Here is a 24,059-nt window from a genome sequence, read left to right as displayed (position 1 = left end):
GAATTACGTTTTCCTTTTCTTAGTTATGCGTTCCCTTTGCTCTTAGCAATGATAGCTTCAGCCACGTTACGAGGCACTTCATCATAGTTGCTAAACTCCATTGAGAAGATACCTCGACCTTGGGTTTTTGACCGGATATCCGTAGCATAACCAAACATCTCGGCTAATGGAACTTTAGCAGAAACTTTGGCAATACCTTCGTCAGTACCCATCCCTTCAATTTGACCACGGCGGGAGTTGAGATCGCCCATGACATCTCCGAGAAAGTCTTCAGGCACTTCAACTTCCACTTTCATCATAGGCTCGAGTAACACGGGTGCAGCCTTCGTTACGCCGTTTTTAATTGCCATCGAACCAGCAATTTTGAACGCCATTTCCGAAGAATCAACATCGTGGTACGAACCATCAACTAATGTGGCTTTGACATCAATGAGGGGATACCCAGCTAGGATACCCGATTCGCAGGCTTCTTTCATACCCTGCTCAGCCGGGGAAATAAATTCTCTCGGTACGGAACCACCAACAATCTTGGAGACAAATTCAAACCCACTACCGGATTCACCTGGCTCCAATTCAATGACGACATGACCGTACTGACCTTTACCGCCACTTTGACGGATGAACTTGCCTTCTGCTTGCACGGATTTGCGAATGGTTTCTCGGTAAGCCACCTGAGGGGCACCCACATTCGCTTCAACCTTGAACTCCCGCAGCATCCGATCAACCAGAATTTCCAGGTGAAGTTCACCCATTCCCGCAATCACGGTTTGATTGGTTTCTGGGTCGATACTGACCCGGAATGTCGGATCTTCTTCCGATAAGGCTTGGAGTGCTTTGGAAAGCTTCTCCATGTCCTGCTTGGTTTTGGGTTCTACGGCTACCGAAATCACCGGCTCTGGAATATAAAGCGATTCCAAAATAATCGGGGCTTCTTCGCCACAAATTGTATCACCCGTGGTTGTTTGCTTGAGACCAATTGCCGCACCGAGATCGCCAGCTCGTAGCTCATCGACCTCAATACGCTCGTTGGATTTCAAAATAATCAGCCGGGAGATCCGCTCCTTCTGATCTTTGGTGGAGTTGAGAATATAGCTACCTTTTTGCAGAACTCCGGAGTAGACCCGCATGAAGGTTAAACGACCATAAGGGTCTGACATGATTTTAAATGCCAGCGCCGATAGGGGTACTTCATCATCTGCTGGTCGCTTGTCCGGTGTCCCATCTGGCAATAGTCCCTGAATTGGCGGAACTTCCGGCGGAGAGGGTAGATAGTCTACCACTCCATCAAGGAGTAACTGTACTCCTCTATTTTTGAAGGCTGAACCACACAGCACCGGCACAATTGTTCCCGCAATTGTACCTTTACGCAGGGCAGAGCGAATTTCGTCTTCGGTGAGTTCTTCTTCTGCCAGATATTTTTCTAAGAGCGCTTCATCGGTCTCAGCTACAGCTTCGATCAGCTTGACTCGGTACTCTTGGGCTAGCTCTTGAACCTCTTGGGGGATTTCGGTGTCTTGCATATCCGTACCCAGGTCATTGGTATAAATCCGGGCACGCATTTGCACAAGATCGACAATCCCGTGGAAATCACTTTCACTGCCGATGGGAATTTGGATGGCAACCGCATTGGTACGCAGCCGATCGCGGAGTTGATCGTATACTTTGAAAAAGTTAGCACCCGTGCGATCCATCTTGTTGACAAAGGCAATCCTCGGCACCTTGTAGCGATCTGCTTGACGCCACACGGTTTCCGATTGGGGCTGGACACCTCCCACTGAGCAGAACACAGCAATTACACCATCTAAAACCCGCATCGAACGCTCAACTTCAATTGTGAAGTCTACGTGACCCGGTGTATCAATGATGTTAATTCGGTGATCCAGCCAGTTCGTGCTGATGGCAGCAGCAGTAATTGTAATTCCCCGTTCCCGCTCTTGCTCCATCCAGTCGGTCACGGCTGTCCCTTCATGGACTTCGCCTAGTTTATGAACGATTCCTGAGTAAAACAGAATTCGTTCTGTTGTTGTTGTCTTGCCCGCATCAATGTGGGCGGCAATCCCGATATTGCGTATTTTCTCAAGCGGGATGGTACGTGCCACAGCTACCTCCTTCGTCTGTGCCGCAAGTTTACACGTTGCGTTGCTATCTCTTTACAATTCTATACTTTGTTTAACTTTTTAGGGATTTGTCCTAATTGTTCCTCAAAAAGCCAGCCAGCGACTTTATTCCTCACGGAACGCCGAATTAAACCTTAGCCTCCTTAGCGCTGTCAGTCATCAGCTTACTGAATTAGTAGCGATAATGAGCAAACGCTTTATTGGCATCTGCCATCCGATGGGTTTCTTCCCGCTTACGAATGGCATTCCCTGTTTCATTTGCCGCATCCATCAGCTCATTTGCGAATTTACTCGCCATACTTCTCCCTGGACGACTCCGGGAAAACTGGATCAGCCAGCGCATGGCTAATGTTATTCCGCGTTCTGAGCGGACTTCCATGGGAACTTGGTAGGTTGCCCCTCCCACCCGACGGGCTTTCACTTCTACTAAAGGAGTGACATTCCGTACCGCTTCTTCAAATACCTCTAGCGGTTCCTTTCCGGTGCGTTCTTCAATAATTTTGAAGGCGTCATAGATAATCCGAGATGCTACTGATTTTTTCCCATGATGCATAATCCGGCGCACCATCATACTAAGCAGACGGCTGTTATAAACCGGGTCAGGGGGGACTGGGCGCTTTTTAACAACTGTACGACGAGACATAGTCAGCCTTTACAAAATACATACACGGCAAATTTAACTATTTATCCTGGAACTGATTATTTTTTCTCCAGCTTGAGGAGTTGCTTGAAAAAACAAGCCACTTCATCTCCCTATTTTCCTGATCAAGTTACCCAAAACAAACCGCTATGGGTTAAGTCTAGCAGGGTTTTGGCAGATTTAGAAAAGCTCTCTTGGTTTACTTAGGACGCTTGGTTCCGTACTTGGAACGACCTTGCTTGCGATCTTTCACACCCGCCGTATCTAGAGTTCCTCGAATAATGTGATATCGAACTCCGGGTAAATCTTTAACCCGTCCTCCTCTAATCATGACGACCGAGTGTTCTTGAAGGTTATGACCAATCCCTGGAATATACGCCGTCACTTCAAAACCCGAGGTCAGACGTACCCTCGCCACTTTCCGCAGGGCTGAGTTCGGTTTCTTGGGGGTTGTCGTGTAGACGCGGGTGCAAACACCCCGCCGTTGTGGGCATTGTTTCAGTGCCGGCGATTTGGTTTTCGCCTTAATTTTGGCACGTTCGCTACGAATAAGCTGCTGGATAGTGGGCATGAGTTAAGGCGTGTGATATTCCTTGAATCGTTTGCAAGTATTGACAAATTCTGATTGTACTGACTTTTAGGCAACAATGTCAATTTTTTGGTCGTTTGTCTTTGGTCATACTCGCCCAAGCGAGAAGCAAGCTACGTCCTTTGTCCTTTAATTACTCCTTACGCCGAGGAGCATTCCTCACGCTTTGACTCGAAATGAGTTTCCGCAGCCACAGGATTCAATGGCATTTGGATTATCAAAGCGAAACCCACCGCCCATGAGATCTTCGGAATAATCCAAGGTGAGGGTCGTTAAATGCTTAATACTTGCCTCATCCACGACAACGACGATGCCCTGACACTCATAGACGCGATCGCTCGCTCTGACGGCATGATCAAACTCCAGAGTATAGTATAAATCGGCACATCCTCCTGGCTTCACGCCTAAGCGTAATCGAGCTTGCTGTTGCTGGCGCTTGGTTTGCAGGCGTCTAATTTCAGCGATCGCCGCTTGACTCAGTGTAATCATTGGTTTTGTCCTGGATCAGAAATCACCTTGACAGGCAATTCTCAAAAACTCCTTCTATTGATGACGATGAGAACTTTCGTCACCTGGGGCAAAAAAATTTCCTCCCCTAGTATTAGGGAGGAGCAAATTTGGCGTCAAGCTATTGACATCCTCCCCGGCGTGAACGCACGGGGATTCCTACCAGTCGAACAATTTTAATTGTACGTACTCTCGGTGGGTTGACGGTTCTCCACACACTGCCTCATCCGAGGTCTTACACGCGCTCCCCGTCCATTTAACGTCGTGGGTCTGCCCGACCCCGACTTCTTGACAAGACTTCGCCTTGAGTCCAGCTTGTTCAATATTGACCGAGGCATTATCATCCCGGTCATGCTCTACACCACAATTGATACAGACGATTGTTCTGATCGATAGGTCTAATTTGCCCCACCGATACCCACATTCAGAGCAAACTTGGCTGGTGGGTTCCCATCGGCTGATGATTCGGAAGTCCCGGTTTTGAATACAGGTTTTCCCCTCACACAATGACCGGAATTTATACCACCCAGCTTGGCTAATTGCCCGTGATAATTTGCGGTTTTTGAGCATACCACCAACATTTAAATCCTCCAAGACAATCACTTGGTTCTCGTTGATTACCTTGGTAGACAATTTGTGCAGAAAGTCTTTACGCTTATCCCGTATCTGGGCATTGAGTTTGGCGACCTTAACCCGCATCCGTTCACGCCGTTTGCTGCCCCGTTCACGCTTGGCTAACCGCCGTTGGCATCGTTTCAGTTGGCGGTAGAGTCGGGAATAATCCGGGCTATCAACTTTATCCCCATTACTACAGGAAGCAAACGTCTTTAATCCTAAATCAATCCCGATGGATGGGTTCCTGGGCGGTTCAATTTCCGGCTCTACCTCGACGACAAAACTGAGGAAATATCTGCCCGCGCAATCTTTAATCACCGCGACCGAACTGGGTTGGGACGGCAAAGGACGCGACCACTTGACCTTAATGTCCCCAATCTTGGCTAGGTAGACCTTGGAGGTCTTGACCTTGAAACCATTTCGGGTGAACCGTGCCGTCTGGCGGTTGATTCGTCGCTTAAACCGTGGCGGGTTGACCCTTCTCCCTTTGCGCTTGCCAGACCGGGATTGAAAGAAGTTTTTAAAGGCTACACCTAAATCCGCAACCGATTGTTGCAAGGGAATAGCCGACACCTGCTTTAGCCATTCCCTATCCTCAGTATTCTTAGCCTGGGTGATGCACAGCTTTTGAAGTTCATTGTTTTTCGGCAATTTGTCTGACTGCTTGCACATCGCCAACGCATCATTCCAGACCACCCGAACACACCCAAACAACCGCGCCAATGATTGACGCTGACCAGGGGTGGGATAACATCGGTACTGGTATCGGCTTTTCATATTTACAGGGAGCTTATTCGCAGGGAAGCAAACTTTAGATAAAAAGCCGTCCTAGAAGGACGGGGCTTTAGACCCATTAATTTCGGTAAAGCACAGGTAAGCAATCTTAGCTACTTCAGACAATCTAACCTATTGTCAGGTGGACTCGCTGCGAGCGTAGTCATCTTCATAGCGAATAATGTCATCTTCGCCAAGATACTCGCCATTCTGTACTTCAATTAATACCAGCGGAATGACACCCGGATTTTCTAGGCGATGAGCATGTCCTTGAGGAACGTAGCTGGACTGATTTTGATGAATCAATAATTCCTTATCCCCGCAAATAACCTTCGCCATGCCACTGACAACAATCCAGTGTTCACTACGATGGTAGTGCATTTGCAGACTGAGGCGATGACCCGGCTTCACCTCAATACGCTTAATTTTGTATCCTCGCCCCTCTTCCAGAACAGTAAATGAACCCCAAGGTCTTAGTTCTGTAGCGGCAGCGCCTTCGGCAGTCAACGATCTGGGTAGGGTGATCGCCGAATCTTGAGGAACTGCTTGCTGAACCATAGTATTTCTCCTGAAAATAGTTACGACATTAATCGTGTGTAAAAACGTTTTATCGGCTTTTTAGCTATTGCCAGGTTCTCAACAACACAAAACCTAACCACAATCAACATTAGCAAATTCAGCTTAGATTTTGCACACATTAGAGGCTGGATTCGTCAAATTGTAGGAAGTCTTCACATTTAGAGGCTTGAGAGGCTTGAGCTTTATCGAAACTTTAAGAAAGGAGTCGGACAACAGAAAATGGTACACTTATTAAGTTTTGTAAATAAGCCTCAAACCCTGACAAAGGACACAGGACGAATGACAAATGACAATCTCCACCGTTAGCTTTTATTGTGTCCACCTACTTATAGGGTCGGAAGAGTCCTAAACCATTGTGAACCCGGGCGGCTGTATGAGGAGAACGATCTAGAAGATGACCCCCCAAATAGAGTCCAGTAGAACTGCCACCATCGAGATTGAGCGCATCAACCGCTCCCAGTTGTTGCATCAACTGCGCCGTTTCAGTTAAGTTGGGTCCTCTGCCACCGACACGATTATGGATAGCGGCAATAATTAGCGTGCCATTTGCTGTGATTCCGATCGCACTGCGAATGGCAGATTGTTGAGCAAAGGCATCACTAAATTTTTCGGCTTTGGCATCTAACACAATTTGGCGATTTTGCAGTAACAACGGACCTGCACCCAGGATATGAGGATAATTGTTAAACTCAATGGGCAAGGTTTTCTGTTCAATCTGAACGGTTGTGCCAAGGGTGAGTGATTGCGCGATCGCACTGGGATCATGCCCTCGGTTGGTAAGCAAATAACCATTAACTGGAATGACAAAGGATTCCTCTCCAGCGACTCCTCCAGGTAATTGAGCCGTAATCTGGTTATTCTGCACCACCCAAATCACTTCATTATCGGTTAAAGGGGTATAGGTTACGCCCCAAGCTGGGGTATAGCGAGATATCCCGGCTTGCACATAACCACTATTCAGAAATAGACTCGGAAACCGTTCTCCATTAGCGGTAATTAAGGTTTCCTGGAGGCTAAGGCGTCCAAATTTAAATTGATGCTGATCAGTCCACGCGATCGCACCTCGGTTGAGAATCGGTCCAGAATACCAATATCCATCCCGGCGGATCGCACCTAATGGTAATTGATTATTGCGGTTAAAGAAGCCACCATTAATTGCAGCCGCAGCTTTCCACAACTGCGCGGTTTTAATCAGGGGGGCGGTTCCCACTTGAGTTGTGGGATTACTCCAAATCGGTTTCAGCTTGACTTGCGGATTTTTGGGATCAACCTCTAGCCACACCACAGGAAATTGAGTATCAGCCAGAGTCGCAGTCCGCTGACGCCACCAAATACCAGGCGCCCACAGAATGTCTTTTTCCACCATGGCATTGGGACGAAGTTCGATAACTAAGCGATTGGGGTTGGGTAAACTAAAGACGTGTAACCGTAGATCATCTGGAATCGAAACGCCGATAGTGGTTTGGGTTTGAGTGGTTTCAACGCGGATAATCGGTTGATTCTCCGGCGCTGCATTGTTTTTCTCATCCCCCTCAATTGGGGACGTTTTAAGTGTTGATTGTGTAGGGGCGGGTTTTACTACTATCATTTCTTGCTTCACCCGGATGTGACTAAACCCGCCCTGACTAAGTTTTGAGTGTTGGGTGTTGAGTGTGGAGTTATCTGTCTCATCTCCCTCATCTTCCACCGCCGGAGGTGGAGTAAACTGTTCAATCACAGAGGGATTCGCGATCGCGTTTAAGATAATCGCCCCTTCACCAGGACTTCTGCTCACTTGCCAAGGTGTGGGACGATCTAAATCAAGGACAATTCTAAACCCCCATAGCTGCGTCTCTTGTCGGATACTGTCTAATCGTGCGGGTATAGAGGTTAACGCTAATGTATCTCCTTGACCTTGAAATTGCCATCCCACCTGTTGAGCAAACTCTGTAACATCTAAATAGCGATAAGCATCACGATGGTGAGCCACGAAAACGAGAGGCGTACTCAGGGGATTAGAAAACCACTGTATCGGTTGTCGCGTCCAATTGCGGGTACTCAACAATTCTAGTCCGAAGAGTTGTTGAACTCCTACATCACTGATACCTGTGCGAATGACTCCCCCAACCTGCCACTGTTTCCAAGCAAGGGGTACAATACGACCATTTAATAAGAGTTTTGTCCCTGTGCCAACGACTTGAGTAGGGGTTTGAGCTAATCTATGAGTCTGAGGCGAGGAAGTAGCGGCTTCAGCTTCTACCCATTCGCGATCGAGTTCAAGGGTTGACTGAACAACTAAACGTTGCAGAATTTCCCCCATGGTTAGACTCTCTATTACTAGGGATTCCGCACAACTAACACGTTTAGCGGTTAAACCTAGGCATGAAGTACAAATTGCTAAGAGTCCTATCACAATTTTGGCTTTATTCCGTGAGAAGACCTTTGTCATAATCTTGGCTTTGGTGTGAGATGAATTAACATTTAACCATACCGATAAACTAATTCCTGTATTGTAGGTCTATTCAAAAAATTAGTTTAACAATTCAGGCTAAACTCTATAGCACTACGCATTAAGGTTAGGACAATACAATTGGGTGAAAAGGCAACAGGCAATAGGCAATAGGCAACAGGGGAATGTCCTAACGTATCCCCGTAGGGCTATACATCGGCTGTTTTGCTATTGACAGCAATCTCGGCTCAAAAGTTCCAGTTAACCTTGGCTTTCAAGTTAAAATAGTCATTGACTTTAAAAGAAAGGGTAGGTAGTAAACCTGTCCAGTTTTGAGTTGATTTATAATCAAAAAAAACGGGAGACTCAAATGACTTTAGCCACAATCGCAACACCCAAAAAGGAATCCCCGCTTTTGTTTGAGGGAATGACATGGCGAGAGTTCAAAGCCGTTGAGCAATTGTTAGACCGCCCAGGATATCGACTTTCTTTTTTAGATGGAGTTTTGGAGATACGACGAATGCCTGGAGAACCCCACCAAACGGTTAAAGAAAGAATCGGTGCATTGTTGGAGTTTTACCTGTTGATGGCAGAATTTGACTTTACTCCAACTGGTTCAATGACGTTGGAAAGTGAAGGAGTTGCCGTCAAGCGAGAAGCTGATGAATCCTATAAACTAGCGCCGGGTCGAACCAATCCTGATCTGGCGATTGAGGTGGTGTTTACCAGTGGCGGTATCAACAAGTTGGAGATCTATAAGCGGCTGAAGATCAAGGAAGTTTGGTTTTGGGAAGATGGGGTGTTGGAACTTTATCACCTGCGAGGTGAGGGAAAGACACTTCACTATGAACAGATTAAGAGTAGTGAAGAAGTAAAAGGAATTGATCTGGATTTGTTGTTGCGTTGCATCACTATGGTGAATCATGTGGATGCCATTAAAACTTTTCAAAAGGCGCTGCAAAACTAACGTTTTATGGTATAGTTTTATCATGGGAAAATGTGTCCGCCTGTAGCTATAGAAGAATTCGCGATCGCACAGGTTGAATCAGTCGCATCGGGTACAGAAAAGTGGGGCAAGATTTTAGCGATCGCGTGAGACCATGAAGTAAGCTATTCTACCCAAAGCCTGATCGCCTAGAGATATATTCCCTTTTGTTGGGCTAAATTTATTGGTGACAGGCATCCCTGAATCTCCCAAATATCCTACTCTTGTGAGAGAATAATAGGAATTCCCCTCTGAATAATCTGAATAAAGGTTCCCCAAACCTCATGGTAGATCGCCGCAGCATCGCTATTGCCTTCCTCCCCCTGGTGGGACTAACTACCCTTGCGCCCCAAACCCTTGCCCAATCTATCACGCCAGCCGCTGATGACACGGGTACGATTGTTCAACAGGAGGGCAACACCTACACGATTACGGGGGGTACACAAGTTGACTCTAAAATATTCCACTCCTTTGGGGAACTCGGACTCTCACCCAACGAAATTGCCAACTTTCTCTCCAATCCCAATATCCAAACGATCTTCGGGCGAGTTACTGGGGGAAACCCTTCGATTATCCAAGGTTTACTGCAAGTCACTGGGGGTAATAGTAACCTGCTGCTGATGAACCCCGCCGGGATTGTGTTTACTCAAGGGGCAAGTTTTAACATTCCTGGCAGTTTAACCGTCACCACCGCCGACGCCATTGGTTTTGAGAGTGGCTTCTTTCCGGCGACAGGTAATGTTAACTATCAAAATCTGTTGGGTGCGCCCAATCAATTTATTTTTACAGGTGATAATGGCAGTATCGTCAACGCGGCTGAAGTTGAACTGAACCAGGGAAATTTGGCACTCATCGGTAGCAGTGTGATTAATACTGGAACCCTCAGCACTGCTAATGGGACGATTACGATTACGGCTGTCCCTGAAAATAAAACCGTCAGGATTAACCAAGCGGGAATGGTGTTGGGTTTAGAAATTAGTCCGGCTGATTTGGAGAGTGGTATTCAGGCGACAGACTTAGCCCGGTTACTCACAGGTTCCAATCTGCAAGACGACACAGGAATCAGTGTTGATGCCAACGATGAACTCAGGTTAACAGATACCAACAGTCCCCTAGATACGGCAGGTCATGTGACGATTGCGGGTCAAGTTGAGGGGAATCAAGTTCATCTGGCGGCGGCGAATCAGGTTAACCCCGTTGGCAATCCAGAAACCTTAATTCGCACTCATAACGGGGAATACAGCGCCCCTACCGTTACCCGGTTTGCCGCTAATCCAACGGATGCTAACCACTACATTTTCCTAGATGCGACTGTCCCTAATTACAGTGATTTACTCTTCGGGGGTGAGGCGGGAACCACAACGGTGGTGGTTACGCCGAATGAAAATGGCGTTGAGAGGATTACTGAAACTCTAACCACGCCAGGACTGAGTTTAGTCGATGCGCTGCATATTGTCTCAGAAGGGAGTGAGGGGAATTTCTGGTTAGGGAACGCCTTTGTCGATAGTAATACGATCCGTCAATATCAACTTCAAATGGCGACGTGGAATCAGGGATTGAATGTAGGGGCAGATATTTTACTCTATGCCTGTTTTGTGGCATTGGGGAGTAGTGGTGACGCTTTGCTGAATACCCTGGCAAGTTACACAGGGGCAGATGTGGCGGGTTCTACGAATTTGACTGGCTTCGGGGGAGATTGGCAGTTAGAACGGAGTGTGGGGGAGATTCAGGCGACTGCACCGTTTGAGGGGAGTGTGTTGGCGAATTATGGGGATACGTTACAGGTATTTACAACTACCAATGGGAATGATGCTGGGATAGGTTCACTGCGACAAGCGCTTCTGAATGCTAATGCTGCTGATGGAGATGATCAGATTCGCTTTATACCTGGGTTAACTGAAGTAACGCTGACATCCGATGAGTTATTTATTGATACCAGGAATGGGGATTTGATAATTGACGGTAATTCCGGTGGTGCGAGTAATGTGATTGTTGAACGCAGTACTGTCGCCGGAACGCCCAATTTCCGTATTTTCGATATTACGGGGGATGGCAATGTCACTATGGATACCTTGACGATTCGTAATGGTGTTAGTCTCGGCGCAGGTGGTATAGCTTGGGGTATTGGACCGGGAACGCTACGTCTGACTGACAGTACTGTGAGTGACAATTCCGGTGACGGCATTTCTGCTGGTAGTATAGCTAGTGATGGTGCGGTGCTACTGGAAAACAGCACTGTGAGTAATAATTCTCGTCATGGCATTCGCAGCATTGGTACAGTGACTCTGACCAACAGCACTGTGAATAATAATTCTGGTGACGGTATAGACGCTCACGGTGCAGTGACTCTAACTGACAGTACTGTGCATGACAATTCCAGTGACGGCATTTATAGCCGAGTAGATGTAGTAACACTCAACAATAGCAGTGTGAGTAATAATTTGGCTTTTGGCATTTACGCTTCGGGTGCGGTGACACTCAACAACAGCACTGTGAGTGAAAATTCCCGTGAAGGCATTCACAGCATCCATAGTACAGTCACTCTCAATAACAGTACGGTGAGGGGTAATTCTGGTCGTGGCATTACCAGTAGTGATGCGATGCTACTGGAAAACAGCACTGTGAGTGACAATCTTGGTGGCGGCATTCGCAGCACAGATGCTGTAACTCTGACCAACAGCACTGTGAATAATAATTCTGGTGACGGTATAGACGCTCACGGTGCAGTGACTCTAACTGACAGTACTGTGCATGACAATTCCAGTGACGGCATTTATAGCCGAGTAGATGTAGTAACACTCAACAATAGCAGTGTGAGTAATAATTTGGCTTTTGGCATTTTAGCTGGGCGTGCGGTGACACTCAACAACAGCACTGTGAGTGAAAATTCCCGTTACGGCATTCGCAGCATCCAGAGTACAGTCACTCTCAATAACAGTACGGTAAGGGGTAATTCTGTTCGTGGCATTCTCGCTAATGGTGCGATGCTACTGGAAAACAGCACTGTGAGTGACAATCTTGGTGGTGGCATTCGCAGCGCAGATACCGTAACCCTGACCAACAGCACTGTCAATGGAAATTCGGCAAGCGGATCTGGCGACGGTCTTTTCAGCGGATTTGGCGGCGGTCTTTTCAGCAGCAGTGGAGTAACCATTATCAACAGCACCATAAGTGGCAATATAGCAACAGGTGACGGCGGCGGTATTAACACCCGTGGTGGCGGCACAATCATTAACAGCACTATCACCAATAACACAGCCGAATCCAATGGCAATGGGATAGGAGATGGCGGTGGTATCTATAATTCAACTCTTTTGGGCGGCAACACTTTAACCATCCGCAACAGCATTGTTGCCGGTAATTTTGATCTCGGCGGTAGGATTCACCCTGATGTTTCAGGTAGAGCTACTATTAATGGTGATGCGAATAACCTCATCGGCGACCCCACAGGCGCAAACGGTACTATCGGTACAGGGAGTGACCTCACTTTTGCCAGTTTAGGTATCACTACTATCAACCAAATTCTTGCTCCCTTAGCTGACAATGGCGGCTCAACTCAAACCCATGCTCTCGTTCCAGGGAGTCCCGCCCTAGATGCGGGGAATAATGCTAATATTCCTGCTGGTATAACGACTGACCAACGAGGAGGAATCCGCATTATTAATGACCTCGTTGATATTGGTGCATTTGAGTCCCAAGGCTTTACTTTAAATGTCACAGGTTCACCTCAAAGTACACTAGTCAATACGGCTTTTGCTGACTCATTGACTGTGCAAGTATTAGAGAACTTTGCTAATCAGCCGATTCCAGGTGTTCCTATCAGGTTCAATGCTCCATCGAGTGGTGCATCAGGCAGTTTGGGTAACGGGACAACCGTCCTCACCAATCCTCAAGGTATCGCCGAGAATCCGGTAACGGCAAATACAATTGCGGGCAACTATCAAGTCATCGCTACCGCTAACGGTTTACAGTTGACACCCTTTGATTTAACCAACACAGATAACCCAACTCAACCGCCATTAACTCCTCAACCCGAACCCCAATCCCCCTCAACTCCTCAACCGATTAATCCTGTCAATCCCATCAATGACTCGTCTGGCAATCCAACAATTAATCCTGTCAATCCCATCAATGAATCATCTGCCAATCCAATAATTAATCCTGTCAATCCCATCAATGACTCGTCCCCGAATTCAACGATTAATCCCGTCAACCTACTCCAATTGCCCCAAAACCCACCCCCAATAGTCCAAGCTCAAATTCCTGACCTAAAACTCGATATTGTGGCAGAAATTGAGGAATATTTGACTCGTCAGTATGAGGATTATTTAGGGTTTTCCGATACTCCAACGACCAACCAAGCCGAATCCCAAGCCATCCTCCGCCGCATTGAACAAGAAACGGGAACTAAACCTGCACTACTCTATGCTGTTTTTGTTCCTAGTAACGCCCCCTCACTAACACCAACTCCAGGATTAAATCTCAACAAAAAACTAGAAACGCCGGAAAGTGGACGCGACAGCAGTCAGGATCAACTAGAATTAATTATTGTTACCGCTGAAGGGCAACCCATACGCCGTCCTATACCGGGTGCAACACGAGAAAAAGTTCTCCAAACCAGTCAACAGTTACGTCGCGCTGTCACTGATATTCGCATTCCTCGCCCTTACCTCCCGGCGGCACAACAGCTTTATCAATGGTTAGTTGCTCCCATTGAATCGGAGTTAAATACCCACCAAATTGATACTATTTCCCTTCTCGTCGATAGTGGTTTACGTTCCCTACCCATGGCAATTTTGCATGATGGGAATGAGTTTCTTTTGGAGAAATACAATGTTAATTTAATGCCCAGTATTTCCTTGACGGATACTCGCTATGCGAATATAAAGAATCTGAAAGTGTTAGCGATGGGGGCATCCGAATTTACCGACCAAAATCCCTTACCTGCCGTTCCGGTAGAGTTATCAATAATTACGGAGAAACTCTGGCAAGGTCAATCGTTTCTCAATACTACATTCACGCCCCAACAGTTGAAAACAGTTCGGAATCAAACTCCCTTTGGCATCCTGCATCTAGCCACCCATGGTGAATTTAAATCCGGCAAACCCGAAAACTCTTATATTCAGTTTTGGCAGACAAAATTAGCCCTTGACCAAATCCGAGGATTGGGATTAAATAACCCCCCGGTGGAACTAATGGTATTAAGCGCCTGTCGCACTGCTTTAGGGGATGAGGAGGCGGAGTTAGGATTTACCGGATTAGCAGTACAAGCGGGGGTTAAATCTGCCGTGGGAAGTCTCTGGTATGTCAGCGATGAAGCGACATTGGGATTAATGACCACCTTTTATTCCTACTTAAAACAAGCGCCGATTAAAGCTGAAGCATTACGACAAACACAGTTAGCGATGATTCGGGGTGAGGTGCGAATCGAAAAGGGTCAACTGATTACGCCGAATTTTACCCTTCCTTTACCACCCCAGTTGGCTGAATTACCGGATAAGGAACTTACTCATCCGTATTATTGGAGTGCATTTACGTTAGTCGGAAGTCCTTGGTAAAACAGGCAATGACTCTATTGAAACGAGATAAAGCTATCTTAAGCTTATAAATATGGCGTACAGCGATTTTACTACCCTCAGCAAAGTCAGAATAACATTTAACCTAACGATAATTGATGCTATCTAGGGTGCCGTGACGACAGGAATGATTTGGAAGTTTATCAAGTTAGTTGATCAAACAGCTTTTATTGATTTAAACGATTACTTCATTAAAGAAGTTAACCAAATATTAGGAATATTATCGACTCCCTTAGGTCAACACCTATCCCATAGAAATGAATAGCTCATCAGCGAATCACCTGCACATCGACAGACAGATTGAGAGCAGCCCAGGCGCGATCGCAGGTCAAAACTCGAACTCCCAATCGCCATCCCAGACTCAAACAGGCACGATCTCCCAAAGATAATCCCGCTTGCCGCGTTAACTCCCACAGTCGTCCTACCATTTCCCCATCCTCCAGGGTAAACGGCTCTACCGTCAACCCCAGTGCCTGCAAATCATCCACCATGCCATCCACCTCGACTCCAGCCGCGATCGCCTTCTGCACGACTTCCGCCCAGTTCACACTGGATATCACCGACTCAGTTAACACACTATCTACAACCTCTTCTCCCGGCTCACCCTTGAGATAAGCCAGCAAAGCTGAAGCGTCCAACACTACCGTCATTCAGTCTCTTCCTTTCTCGCGGCTTGGCGACGTTCAGCGATCAACTCATCGACCAAACTGCGATTTTTGGGTATCTGTGCGAACCGTGCCTTCAACTTTTGCTTAATCGCCTCTGGCTTTTCCAACACCAACCGCCCCGCCTCCTCACGGGCAACTAGCTTATCCCCTTCCTCAAACCCCAACAATCGCCGCAATGCTGCCGGAATGACTAACCGCCCCTGACGACCCAAATGTACTTCTACGGATTTGGATAGTTCACTCATCTGCTTTATTTGTGTCACATTATTCATTCTATGCCACGGATTGTAAAATGTGGCATTACTCCAGAGTGAGCAAGGAAACACCAATGCTCTTGGCTCCTCCAGATAAAATTGTTTGCAGCTAGGTCGATTAATCGGTTAATAGTTTAAACTCATGGCATAAGGGATTGCCAGAGTCAAGTATTTTCGCTAAGATAAATCTCCCCATCTAAAGAGCTTCATTTGAGAACCAAAGTGGCTGACCCTTCTGGGTCTGTAGTTTAGTGGCTGATGCTACTCCGTCTGCCAACCGTATATATAAAACTATTTAGGACAACCACGCCAACTGGACACGAGATGACTCACACAATGATGACTAGAGAGTGAATTAACGTCAATTATTTCTCTATTTTTCAGTTTTGCAATGGAACGGGCGATGTCGTAGCTAACTTGGATAGAACGGAGATTTTGCCGTACTGGTAATCAAGTTCTAGTTACCGTAAAGTGGGCGAGAACAACTAACGAACGATAAGACAAGGGTTTCAAGGTTTATACCCATTGCCCCCCTACCTCTAGTGACGAATGACCAGTGACCAATGACCAATAACACTAGGAACTATCTTATGACAAACAGGAGCATCAACCCAAATCAACAGCATCAATCTTGGAGTCGAGACGATGTAGCCTATCCAGGACAACGATGGTTGGTGGAAGAACGAGATGCTTGCGGTGTTGGCTTTATCGCCTCCGTCGCAGGTATCGCCAGCCATGAACTGATTGAACAGGCACTTTCGGCATTAACCTGTTTAGAACATCGCGGCGGTTGTAGCGCTGACCGAGATTCGGGTGATGGCGCTGGCTTGATGACAGCTATTCCTTGGGGTTTGTTTAAATCTTGGTTTGAGGAACAAGGAATCACCATGCCACCAACAGAACAGTTGGCGGTGGGTATGGTATTTTTACCCCAAGATGGGACATTGGCGACTAAAGTGCGGCACATTGTTGCCGACGTCTTCAAACACGACGGTTTTACCGTATTGGGTTGGCGTGTCGTTCCCCTAAACGAGTCAGTGGTTGGACCGCAAGCCCTAGAAAATCAACCGCACATTGAGCAAGTTATTGTTAGCTGCCCCAATCAAAGCGAAGATGATCGGGAACGTCTTCTCTATAAAACCCGCCGTCGCATTGGCAATGCTTTAGAAGCCAATGGCACCCTGCATTGGTCTGATGATTTATATATTTGCTCCCTCTCCAGTCGCACAATTGTCTATAAAGGCATGGTGCGTTCTGCGGTACTGGGTGAATTTTATCAGGACTTAAAACATCCTGAGTTTCAAAGCCCCTTTGCCGTCTATCATCGCCGTTTTAGCACCAATACCCTACCCAAATGGCCCCTAGCCCAACCGATGCGGTTATTGGGACATAATGGGGAAATTAATACCCTGCTGGGTAATATTAACTGGATGAAGGCGCGGGAAGCGGATTTATCGCATCCGGTGTGGGGGAGTGAAATCGAAGATCTCAAGCCCACCGTTGATCCGGATAATAGTGACTCCGCTACCCTGGATAATATATTTGAGCTACTCGTGCGATCGGGTCGTAGTCCTTTGGAAGCCTTGATGATTATGGTGCCCGAAGCCTATAAGAATCAGCCCGATTTGCAGGATCATCCGGAAATTGTTGATTTTTACGAATATTACAGCGGTGTTCAAGAACCTTGGGATGGTCCGGCGCTGTTAGTCTTTAGTGATGGTCAAGTTGTGGGTGCAACCCTTGACCGCAATGGATTGCGACCTGCCCGTTATAGTATCACCCGGAATGGTTATGTGGTGGTTGGATCAGAAGCGGGTGTCGTAGATTTACCCGAAGCGGACATCGTGGAAAAGGGTAGACTTGGACCCGGACAGATGATTGCTGTGGATTTAGCCAACCACGAAATTCTCAAAAACTGGGACATCAAACAGCGAGTTGCCCAACGGCTACCCTACGGGGACTGGCTGAAACAGCATCGTCAGGTTTTATCCCCTCAAGGGTTTACCGATTCAACTCAACTCGACGCCCAAACCTTGCTACAGCAGCAAACCGCCTTTGGGTATACGGCTGAGGATTTGGATATGATCCTGGAACCGATGACGACTCAAGGGAAAGAACCCACGTTCTGTATGGGAGATGATATTCCCTTAGCTATCCTCTCCGATAAGCCGCGCCTGCTGTATGACTATTTTAAACAACGCTTTGCCCAGGTAACCAATCCACCGATTGACCCATTGCGGGAAAGTCTGGTGATGTCCTTAAGTATAGAACTGGGTCAACGGGGGAATCTGTTAGAGGCTAAACCAGAGTATGCCCAATTGCTGAAACTGAAAACCCCGGTTCTGAATCAAGCCGAGTTAAATGCGGTAAAAACCTCTGGGTTTGCCACAACAGAACTCTCCACCTTATTTGAGATTAGTGCTGGTCCGGATGGGTTAAAAGCCGCTATTGACAGATTATGTGACCAAGCTGATCAAGCTGTGAAATCTGGCTCAAAAGTGCTGATTTTGAGCGATAAAATTGGTGGAAGTGTAGGAGAAAATACCAGTTATATTCCGCCGCTATTGGCAGTCGGGGCGGTTCACCATCATCTGATTCGCGACGGATTGCGGATGAAAGCCTCCCTGGTTGTAGAAACGGCGCAATGTTGGAGTACCCATCATTTTGCTTGTTTGATTGGGTATGGGGCTTCGGCAATTCATCCCTATTTGGCATTGGAATCTGTGCGTCAGTGGTGGTCGAATCCCAAGACCCATAAATTGATGGATCGGGGTAAAATTGAACCTTTAACCATTGACGCGGCACAGAAAAATTACCGTAAGGCGGTGGAAGCGGGTTTATTAAAAATCCTGTCCAAAATGGGGATTTCCCTACTCTCGTCTTACCAAGGGGCGCAGATTTTTGAGGCATTGGGAATTGGTGCAGAGGTATTAGATTTAGCCTTTCGCGGTACAACCTCCCGCCTGGGTGGTTTGAATCTGGCAGAATTGGCACAGGAAGTGATTGCTTTCCATCAACGGGCGTTCCCGGAGTTGACGGGTAAGAAACTGGAAAACTTTGGCTTTATCCAGTATCGTCCCGGTGGGGAATATCACATGAATAGCCCGGAGATGGCAAAGGCGCTGCATAAAGCCGTGGCGTCTTTTAATGGTCAAGGTTCATCGGTTAAAAACGGAAACGGCAAAACTGACAACGGAAAGACCGCTTATGACCATTATGATGTCTATAAAAAATACCTGGAAGACCGCCCAGTGACGGCGTTACGGGATTTACTAGACTTCAGGAGCGATCGCGTCCCCATCCCCATCGAAGAGGTAGAACCTGTGGCGGATATTGTCCAGCGTTTCTGTACGGGGGCGATGTCCTTGGGTTCCTTGTCACGAGAGGCACATGAAACCTTAGCCATTGCCATGAATCGGATTGGTGGGAAATCCAATTCCGGTGAAGGGGGCGAAGACCCAGTTCGGTTTAAAGTCTTGGATGATGTGGATAATCAGGGGAATTCGCCTACATTGCCCCATCTTAAAGGACTACGGAATGGGGATACAGCGAGTTCTGCGACCAAACAGGTAGCCTCAGGGCGCTTTGGTGTAACGCCAGAGTACCTGATCAGTGGCAAACAATTGGAAATTAAAATGGCTCAGGGTGCGAAACCCGGAGAAGGGGGACAGTTACCGGGGAAAAAGGTGAGTCCTTATATTGCTATGCTGCGACGGTCTAAAGCCGGTGTACCGCTGATTTCACCGCCCCCCCATCATGATATCTATTCGATTGAAGACCTCGCCCAGTTGATTTTTGACTTGCATCAGATTAACCCAGAGGCGAAGGTGTCGGTAAAATTGGTGGCAGAAATTGGCATTGGTACGATCGCAGCAGGTGTGGCAAAGGCAAATGCTGATGTGATCCAAATTTCTGGTCATGATGGTGGAACTGGCGCATCTCCCTTAAGTTCGATTAAACATGCGGGTGTTCCTTGGGAATTGGGTGTCACCGAGGTACATCGAGCGCTGATGAGGAATCAATTGCGCGATCGCGTGATTTTACGGGCAGATGGCGGCTTCAAAACCGGCTGGGATGTGGTGATGGCGGCGTTAATGGGTGCGGAAGAATATGGCTTTGGTTCGGTGTCGATGATTGCGGAAGGCTGCATCATGGCGCGGATTTGTCATACGAATAACTGTCCAGTTGGGGTAGCGACACAGCAGGATCATTTGCGGAAGCGGTTTACCGGAATCCCCGATCATGTAGTCAACTTCTTCTACTTTGTCGCCGAAGAAGTGCGATCGCTCTTGGCACGGTTAGGCTATCGTAAGTTAGACGAGGTAATCGGTCGGGCGGATTTATTGCAGCAACGCCAAGATGTCGCGTTAACTAAGACGGCGACGATATCGGTGAAATGCTTAACCGATTTACCCGATACGCGCACGGATCGTTCCTTCCTCAACCATGAGGAGGTTCACAGTAATGGATCTGTTCTCGATGATCAATTATTATCTGATCCAGAGATTCAAGCCTGCATCGCTAACCACGGTACAATCACCAAAGACGTAGCGGTGTTGAATACCGATCGCAGTGTCGGGACACGTCTAGCGGGTGCGATCGCCAAAAAATACGGTAATAATGGCTTTACCGGACAGATTAACCTCAACTTCAAAGGTGCAGCTGGACAAAGCTTTGGTGCTTTTAATCTGCCCGGAATCACCCTAAACCTAGTTGGGGAAGCCAATGATTATGTAGGTAAAGGGATGCATGGGGGGGAAATTATTATCACGCCCCCCACTGAAGCCACCTACAACCACGCCGAAAATGTGATTGTCGGTAATACCTGCCTCTACGGTGCCACAGGCGGTACTTTATTCGCCAATGGCTGGGCGGGTGAACGATTCGGTGTCCGCAATTCTAAAGGTCAAGCCGTGATTGAAGGCGCTGGCGATCACTGCTGTGAATACATGACAGGCGGTGTGATTGTGGTTTTAGGTCATGTTGGGCGCAATGTGGGTGCAGGGATGACAGGTGGTTTAGCCTACTTCTTGGATGAAGATGCACAATTTCCAGAAAAAGTCAACCCCGAAATTGTGAAGATGCAACGGGTAACCACATCGGCTGGGGAACAGCAGCTAAAAGCCCTGATACAAGCCCATGTTGACCGCACCGGAAGTGATAAAGCCAAGACAATTCTGGCAAATTGGTCGGAATTTTTACCGAAATTCTGGCAAGTCGTGCCCCCCTCGGAAGAAGATACCCCAGAAGCCAATCCCGATGCGGTGGCAGAACGGGAGTTAAGTCCAGTTCAGTAAAACCTCGTAGAGACGTTGCCTGCAACGTCTCTACAGTTCCCGAATGCTAGAACCGTTACGTTTTCATAAACAAAAATCAACGCCAAATAAAGCCCAGTCCCATCAATCTACCTGCTCCGGGTCAATACCCAACTCTCTCAACCGCTGTGCCAACCTTTCTGCTCGTTGCCGTTCAGCCTCTGCCCGTTGTCGTTCAGCCTCTGCCCGTTGTCGTTCAGCCTCTGCCCGTTGCCGTTCATCTTCTGCTCGTTGTTCAGCGTCTTCGACTCGTAGCTGAGTTTCTTCTAGGCGGCGTTGAATCTCCAGATAACTGGCAAATGGGTTACCATCAGGACGATAAAGCTGCAACTGTTCCCCAGACAGATCAAAGCGAATACCTAGTCGGGGACTCACCCAATTATTCATCTCATCAATTACATCCAAACGAGACTCAGAACGCAACCAACCACTCAAATCATTTTTATTCGGGTCGTACAGATAGTATTCCTCAACACCGTAGCGATCATAAAATACCTGCTTCTTATTCATTTCCGTTAAGGTATTACCAGGAGAGAGAATTTCAAACACCACCTGCGGCGCGATATTCCCCTCATTCCACTGCTGGTAAGAACCTCTATCACCCTTGGTAGCACCAAAGACAATCATCACATCAGGGGCTTGACGAATTTTATTATTTCCTTGAACGGGATACCACAACAAATCCCCCGCGACAAACACATTGGCATCATCAGCGAAGAGCCACTCTAAGTTGTAGTAGATGACCATAATCCAGCGAAATTGCTTGGTATTGTCTGCCATCGGTTGACCATCACTTTCCGGGTAAATGACATCTTCTTTCGTCTGCGTCTCTAGTCGAAAAACCATAACCCTACTCTCCATTCAAGACTATCTAAGGCTACTAAGATTAAGCGTACCAGTGAGGAAAGTCAGGTAGAGAGGTAGCATGCTACGTCTGGCACATTTCACTATTCCCTATTCCCTATTCCCGCAACGCGATAGCGCTAGAACCGTTACGTTTTCACCAATCCTTTTTGAATTGCCAGAACAGCGGCTTGAGTGCGATCGCGCACGTCCAATTTTTGTAAAATGGCATGAACATGAACCCTGACTGTCCCTGTGGCAATATGTAAGAGTTGCCCAATTTCTTGATTACTCTTACCCGCCGCAATCAGCGCCAGAATTTCCTGTTCCCGCTGAGTCAGAGGATTGGCGGACGATTCATCTGTAGATTGGGCAACCTCCGGAGTCTGTTCTCCCACAGCGGCGCGAATTTCACGGGTACTGGTTTTGTCCCACCATGATGCCCCCGCCGCCACAGAACGCAGTGCTAGGATTAATACTTCTGCTTCAATGCCTTTGAGACAGTATCCAGAAGCCCCCACTGCTATTAGCCGCTCAATTAGAGGTTTCTGGGAATGAGAGGTTAGGACTAAAATCGGTAATTCTGGGTGCTGCTGCTTAATTTGACGACAGGCTTCCACACCACCAAGTCCGGGTAGTCCCACATCCAACAGTACAACATCGGGTAGATACTGATTGGTTAATTCCACCGCCGTTTCGCCATCTACCGCCTCTGCGACAATTTCTAATCCTGGTTCTTGCTGCAATCGCGTCGATAGTCCTAAGCGGAACAGTTCATCATCTTCTACGAGTAGAATCCGCATTCGTTATTTGTCATTTGTTTATGTCATACCAAATCCGCCTTTATTACTCCCTGTAAGAGGCGATTGAAATCGCTGCTATACAAACAAAGTCCGCCTGCGCGGACTGGGTTATAACGGGGGTGGCTAACCCGGATTTGGTATTATTCATCATTCGTCTTTAACATAAGCCGGCACTTTAAACCCAAACAGCGCTCCTTTAGGTTTTCGGTTCTCTGCCCAAATTGTACCGCCATGGGCTTCAATAATCTGCCTCGTCAGGTATAGTCCTAGTCCCGAACCTGTGGCTTGACGATTGGTGTGTCCTTGATAAAATCGCTCGAATAGGTGAGGTAATTCTTCCTCTGTAATGCCTTGTCCACTATCAAGCATCCTGACAACTTGATACTCTCCAGGGGATGCTACTCTCACTTCGACTTTACCGCCACGGGGGGAATGGTTGATCGCATTAACCAGTAAATTGGCAAACACTCGCTGCAATTGTAAAGCATCCCCATTCACCCATAAAGAACGGCGAAAGTCCGATTCACTTTGATTCAGGAGGATATGCACCCGACGGCTAGCGGCTAAATCGGTGAAGGTGGCAATCACTTCCTCTGCTAACGCCACCAAATTTACAGGTTGGCGTTGGAGTTTTAGCCCCACAGCAAAGGTTCCAGCTATCAGCCAACAGGTTTTATTGTGCTGGTTTTGAGGGAAAAACGTCGGTTTTATAGCCAGTAATCGGCGCAACATTATAATTCGCTTTGTTTGTTTTATCCAAGCCTATAGACTACTCCTAATCTAGCCTAAACTTGACGTTCAGCTACCAACTATATCTCTAAGTATATATCTTTGATTAAATCTCAATATTCATTGAATATAAATCCGTATATAATCCGATAAATTTAAGCTATTTTTCAAAAATAAATAAATTTATACTCGATGGATGATGTCCATTTTTCCCTGAGAGTTAATAATTAAATTATTGAAAACTCGCTTACCATTCCCAGAACAGCTATCGAGGCAAAACCATGTTTACATTGTCAATCCACCTGATTCACTATCAGATTCAATGGCATAGCCGCCAATTCGGGATAAACTTTTCGGTTCTGCCGATACCCAAAGAATGCCTACTCATGAATAGTGTGAGACTCACCCACGGAATTGCCTCCACAATTGAAGCGGCAATGAATTGCGGACAGGACTTTCTCTTGGTCGCATTGCCCGACGCGATCGCGTCCATTTACGAAGTTCTAACTGACAACAGTGATGCCCTATTCCAGTCGGACGGAATTCGTCCCTTACAAAGGACAAAAGACAAATGACAAATGACCAATGACCAATGACAATCACCGCCGTTAAACTTTATTGTCACCACCCACTTATT

General features: G+C 47.2%; 15 protein-coding genes and 1 pseudogene. 4 read left to right on the top strand and 12 right to left on the bottom strand.

From position 1 onward, the window contains the following. Window positions 1-23: 23 nt before the first annotated feature. The 7 genes from fusA to ACLFWI_RS00160 all read right to left on the bottom strand — a co-directional run bounded on the left by fusA (window position 24) and on the right by ACLFWI_RS00160 (window position 8,120). Window positions 24-2,099: an elongation factor G gene (gene fusA, locus ACLFWI_RS00190; RefSeq protein WP_446411219.1), complete on the bottom strand. Its 2,076-nt coding sequence runs from the start codon at window positions 2,097-2,099 to the stop codon at window positions 24-26. Between the two features lie 190 nt (window positions 2,100-2,289). Then, window positions 2,290-2,760 (bottom strand): 30S ribosomal protein S7, encoded by a 471-nt coding sequence (gene rpsG / locus ACLFWI_RS00185; protein WP_006103261.1) that lies wholly within the window; start codon window positions 2,758-2,760, stop codon window positions 2,290-2,292. Between the two features lie 196 nt (window positions 2,761-2,956). Further along, window positions 2,957-3,328, bottom strand: a complete 372-nt coding sequence (gene rpsL / locus ACLFWI_RS00180; protein ID WP_006103254.1) for a 30S ribosomal protein S12 — start codon at window positions 3,326-3,328, stop codon at window positions 2,957-2,959. Between the two features lie 177 nt (window positions 3,329-3,505). Then, the gene (locus ACLFWI_RS00175; RefSeq protein WP_446411218.1) at window positions 3,506-3,835 is read right to left on the bottom strand and encodes a HesB/IscA family protein; all 330 of its coding nucleotides are present in this window, start codon (window positions 3,833-3,835) and stop codon (window positions 3,506-3,508) included. A gap of 177 nt (window positions 3,836-4,012) precedes the next feature. Beyond that, window positions 4,013-5,245 (bottom strand): RNA-guided endonuclease InsQ/TnpB family protein, encoded by a 1,233-nt coding sequence (locus tag ACLFWI_RS00170; RefSeq protein ID WP_446411217.1) that lies wholly within the window; start codon window positions 5,243-5,245, stop codon window positions 4,013-4,015. A gap of 135 nt (window positions 5,246-5,380) precedes the next feature. Beyond that, window positions 5,381-5,800 (bottom strand): phosphomannose isomerase type II C-terminal cupin domain, encoded by a 420-nt coding sequence (locus tag ACLFWI_RS00165; protein ID WP_006103117.1) that lies wholly within the window; start codon window positions 5,798-5,800, stop codon window positions 5,381-5,383. 343 nt (window positions 5,801-6,143) lie between these two features. After that, window positions 6,144-8,120 carry a phosphodiester glycosidase family protein gene (locus ACLFWI_RS00160; protein ID WP_446411216.1) on the bottom strand — a complete coding sequence of 659 codons (1,977 nt, stop codon included), beginning with the start codon at window positions 8,118-8,120 and terminating at the stop codon, window positions 6,144-6,146. A 499-nt stretch (window positions 8,121-8,619) separates the two neighbouring features. Between ACLFWI_RS00160 and ACLFWI_RS00155 the strand changes: the two genes are divergently transcribed. Together ACLFWI_RS00155 and ACLFWI_RS00150 are read left to right on the top strand one after the other, a co-directional pair. After that, complete coding sequence (locus tag ACLFWI_RS00155; protein ID WP_446411215.1) at window positions 8,620-9,216, top strand: Uma2 family endonuclease; 597 nt, start codon at window positions 8,620-8,622, stop codon at window positions 9,214-9,216. A 302-nt stretch (window positions 9,217-9,518) separates the two neighbouring features. Next, window positions 9,519-14,792 carry a CHAT domain-containing protein gene (locus tag ACLFWI_RS00150; protein ID WP_446411214.1) on the top strand — a complete coding sequence of 1,758 codons (5,274 nt, stop codon included), beginning with the start codon at window positions 9,519-9,521 and terminating at the stop codon, window positions 14,790-14,792. 287 nt (window positions 14,793-15,079) lie between these two features. Here the strand turns inward: ACLFWI_RS00150 and ACLFWI_RS00145 are convergent, their stop codons facing one another. Both ACLFWI_RS00145 and ACLFWI_RS00140 read right to left on the bottom strand, forming a co-directional pair. Then, window positions 15,080-15,460, bottom strand: coding sequence for a type II toxin-antitoxin system VapC family toxin (locus ACLFWI_RS00145; protein ID WP_446408709.1), 381 nt, complete (start codon window positions 15,458-15,460; stop codon window positions 15,080-15,082). Continuing rightward, window positions 15,457-15,723 (bottom strand): AbrB/MazE/SpoVT family DNA-binding domain-containing protein, encoded by a 267-nt coding sequence (locus ACLFWI_RS00140; protein ID WP_044209065.1) that lies wholly within the window; start codon window positions 15,721-15,723, stop codon window positions 15,457-15,459. Before ACLFWI_RS00140 ends, ACLFWI_RS00145 begins: the two co-directional genes overlap by 4 nt. Before the next feature lie 599 nt (window positions 15,724-16,322). On the opposite strand from ACLFWI_RS00140, the gene gltB reads away from it, so the two are divergent. After that, window positions 16,323-21,029 carry a glutamate synthase large subunit gene (gene gltB, locus ACLFWI_RS00135; protein WP_446411243.1) on the top strand — a complete coding sequence of 1,569 codons (4,707 nt, stop codon included), beginning with the start codon at window positions 16,323-16,325 and terminating at the stop codon, window positions 21,027-21,029. Window positions 21,030-21,131: 102 nt separating this feature from the next. On the opposite strand, the gene ACLFWI_RS00130 is transcribed toward gltB, so the two are convergent. The 3 genes and pseudogenes from ACLFWI_RS00130 to ACLFWI_RS00120 form a co-directional block, all read right to left on the bottom strand. Continuing rightward, entirely contained in the window at window positions 21,132-21,893 is a 762-nt protein-coding gene (locus ACLFWI_RS00130) for a Uma2 family endonuclease (RefSeq protein WP_446411213.1), read from the bottom strand. A 146-nt stretch (window positions 21,894-22,039) separates the two neighbouring features. Beyond that, on the bottom strand, window positions 22,040-22,693 hold the full coding sequence (locus ACLFWI_RS00125) for a response regulator (RefSeq protein WP_446411212.1): 654 nt from the start codon (window positions 22,691-22,693) through the stop codon (window positions 22,040-22,042). A gap of 147 nt (window positions 22,694-22,840) precedes the next feature. Then, window positions 22,841-23,338 (bottom strand): annotated as a pseudogene (locus tag ACLFWI_RS00120) (sensor histidine kinase); the annotation flags it as partial. Between the two features lie 365 nt (window positions 23,339-23,703). Between ACLFWI_RS00120 and ACLFWI_RS00115 the strand changes: the two are divergent. After that, window positions 23,704-23,997: a hypothetical protein gene (locus ACLFWI_RS00115; protein WP_446411211.1), complete on the top strand. Its 294-nt coding sequence runs from the start codon at window positions 23,704-23,706 to the stop codon at window positions 23,995-23,997. Window positions 23,998-24,059 lie beyond the last annotated feature (62 nt).

This window comes from Coleofasciculus sp. (assembly GCF_046539235.1).
Classification (GTDB): Bacteria; Cyanobacteriota; Cyanobacteriia; order Cyanobacteriales; family Coleofasciculaceae; genus Coleofasciculus.
The sequence above is the reverse complement of the archived record's forward strand: the minus strand, read 5'-3'. Positions and strand labels throughout refer to the sequence as shown.

What these genes read in the sequence shown, in the direction of transcription:
- rpsG (WP_006103261.1), bottom strand. Translation starts at nt 2,760, where the DNA reads ATGTCTCGTCGTACAGTTGTTAAAAAGCGCCCAGTCCCCCCTGACCCG.
- rpsL (WP_006103254.1), bottom strand. Translation starts at nt 3,328, where the DNA reads ATGCCCACTATCCAGCAGCTTATTCGTAGCGAACGTGCCAAAATTAAG.
- ACLFWI_RS00175 (WP_446411218.1), bottom strand. Translation starts at nt 3,835, where the DNA reads ATGATTACACTGAGTCAAGCGGCGATCGCTGAAATTAGACGCCTGCAA.
- ACLFWI_RS00170 (WP_446411217.1), bottom strand. Translation starts at nt 5,245, where the DNA reads ATGAAAAGCCGATACCAGTACCGATGTTATCCCACCCCTGGTCAGCGT.
- ACLFWI_RS00165 (WP_006103117.1), bottom strand. Translation starts at nt 5,800, where the DNA reads ATGGTTCAGCAAGCAGTTCCTCAAGATTCGGCGATCACCCTACCCAGA.
- ACLFWI_RS00160 (WP_446411216.1), bottom strand. Translation starts at nt 8,120, where the DNA reads ATGGGGGAAATTCTGCAACGTTTAGTTGTTCAGTCAACCCTTGAACTC.
- ACLFWI_RS00155 (WP_446411215.1), top strand. Translation starts at nt 8,620, where the DNA reads ATGACTTTAGCCACAATCGCAACACCCAAAAAGGAATCCCCGCTTTTG.
- ACLFWI_RS00150 (WP_446411214.1), top strand. Translation starts at nt 9,519, where the DNA reads ATGGTAGATCGCCGCAGCATCGCTATTGCCTTCCTCCCCCTGGTGGGA.
- ACLFWI_RS00145 (WP_446408709.1), bottom strand. Translation starts at nt 15,460, where the DNA reads ATGACGGTAGTGTTGGACGCTTCAGCTTTGCTGGCTTATCTCAAGGGT.
- ACLFWI_RS00140 (WP_044209065.1), bottom strand. Translation starts at nt 15,723, where the DNA reads ATGAGTGAACTATCCAAATCCGTAGAAGTACATTTGGGTCGTCAGGGG.
- gltB (WP_446411243.1), top strand. Translation starts at nt 16,323, where the DNA reads ATGACAAACAGGAGCATCAACCCAAATCAACAGCATCAATCTTGGAGT.
- ACLFWI_RS00130 (WP_446411213.1), bottom strand. Translation starts at nt 21,893, where the DNA reads ATGGTTTTTCGACTAGAGACGCAGACGAAAGAAGATGTCATTTACCCG.
- ACLFWI_RS00125 (WP_446411212.1), bottom strand. Translation starts at nt 22,693, where the DNA reads ATGCGGATTCTACTCGTAGAAGATGATGAACTGTTCCGCTTAGGACTA.
- ACLFWI_RS00115 (WP_446411211.1), top strand. Translation starts at nt 23,704, where the DNA reads ATGTTTACATTGTCAATCCACCTGATTCACTATCAGATTCAATGGCAT.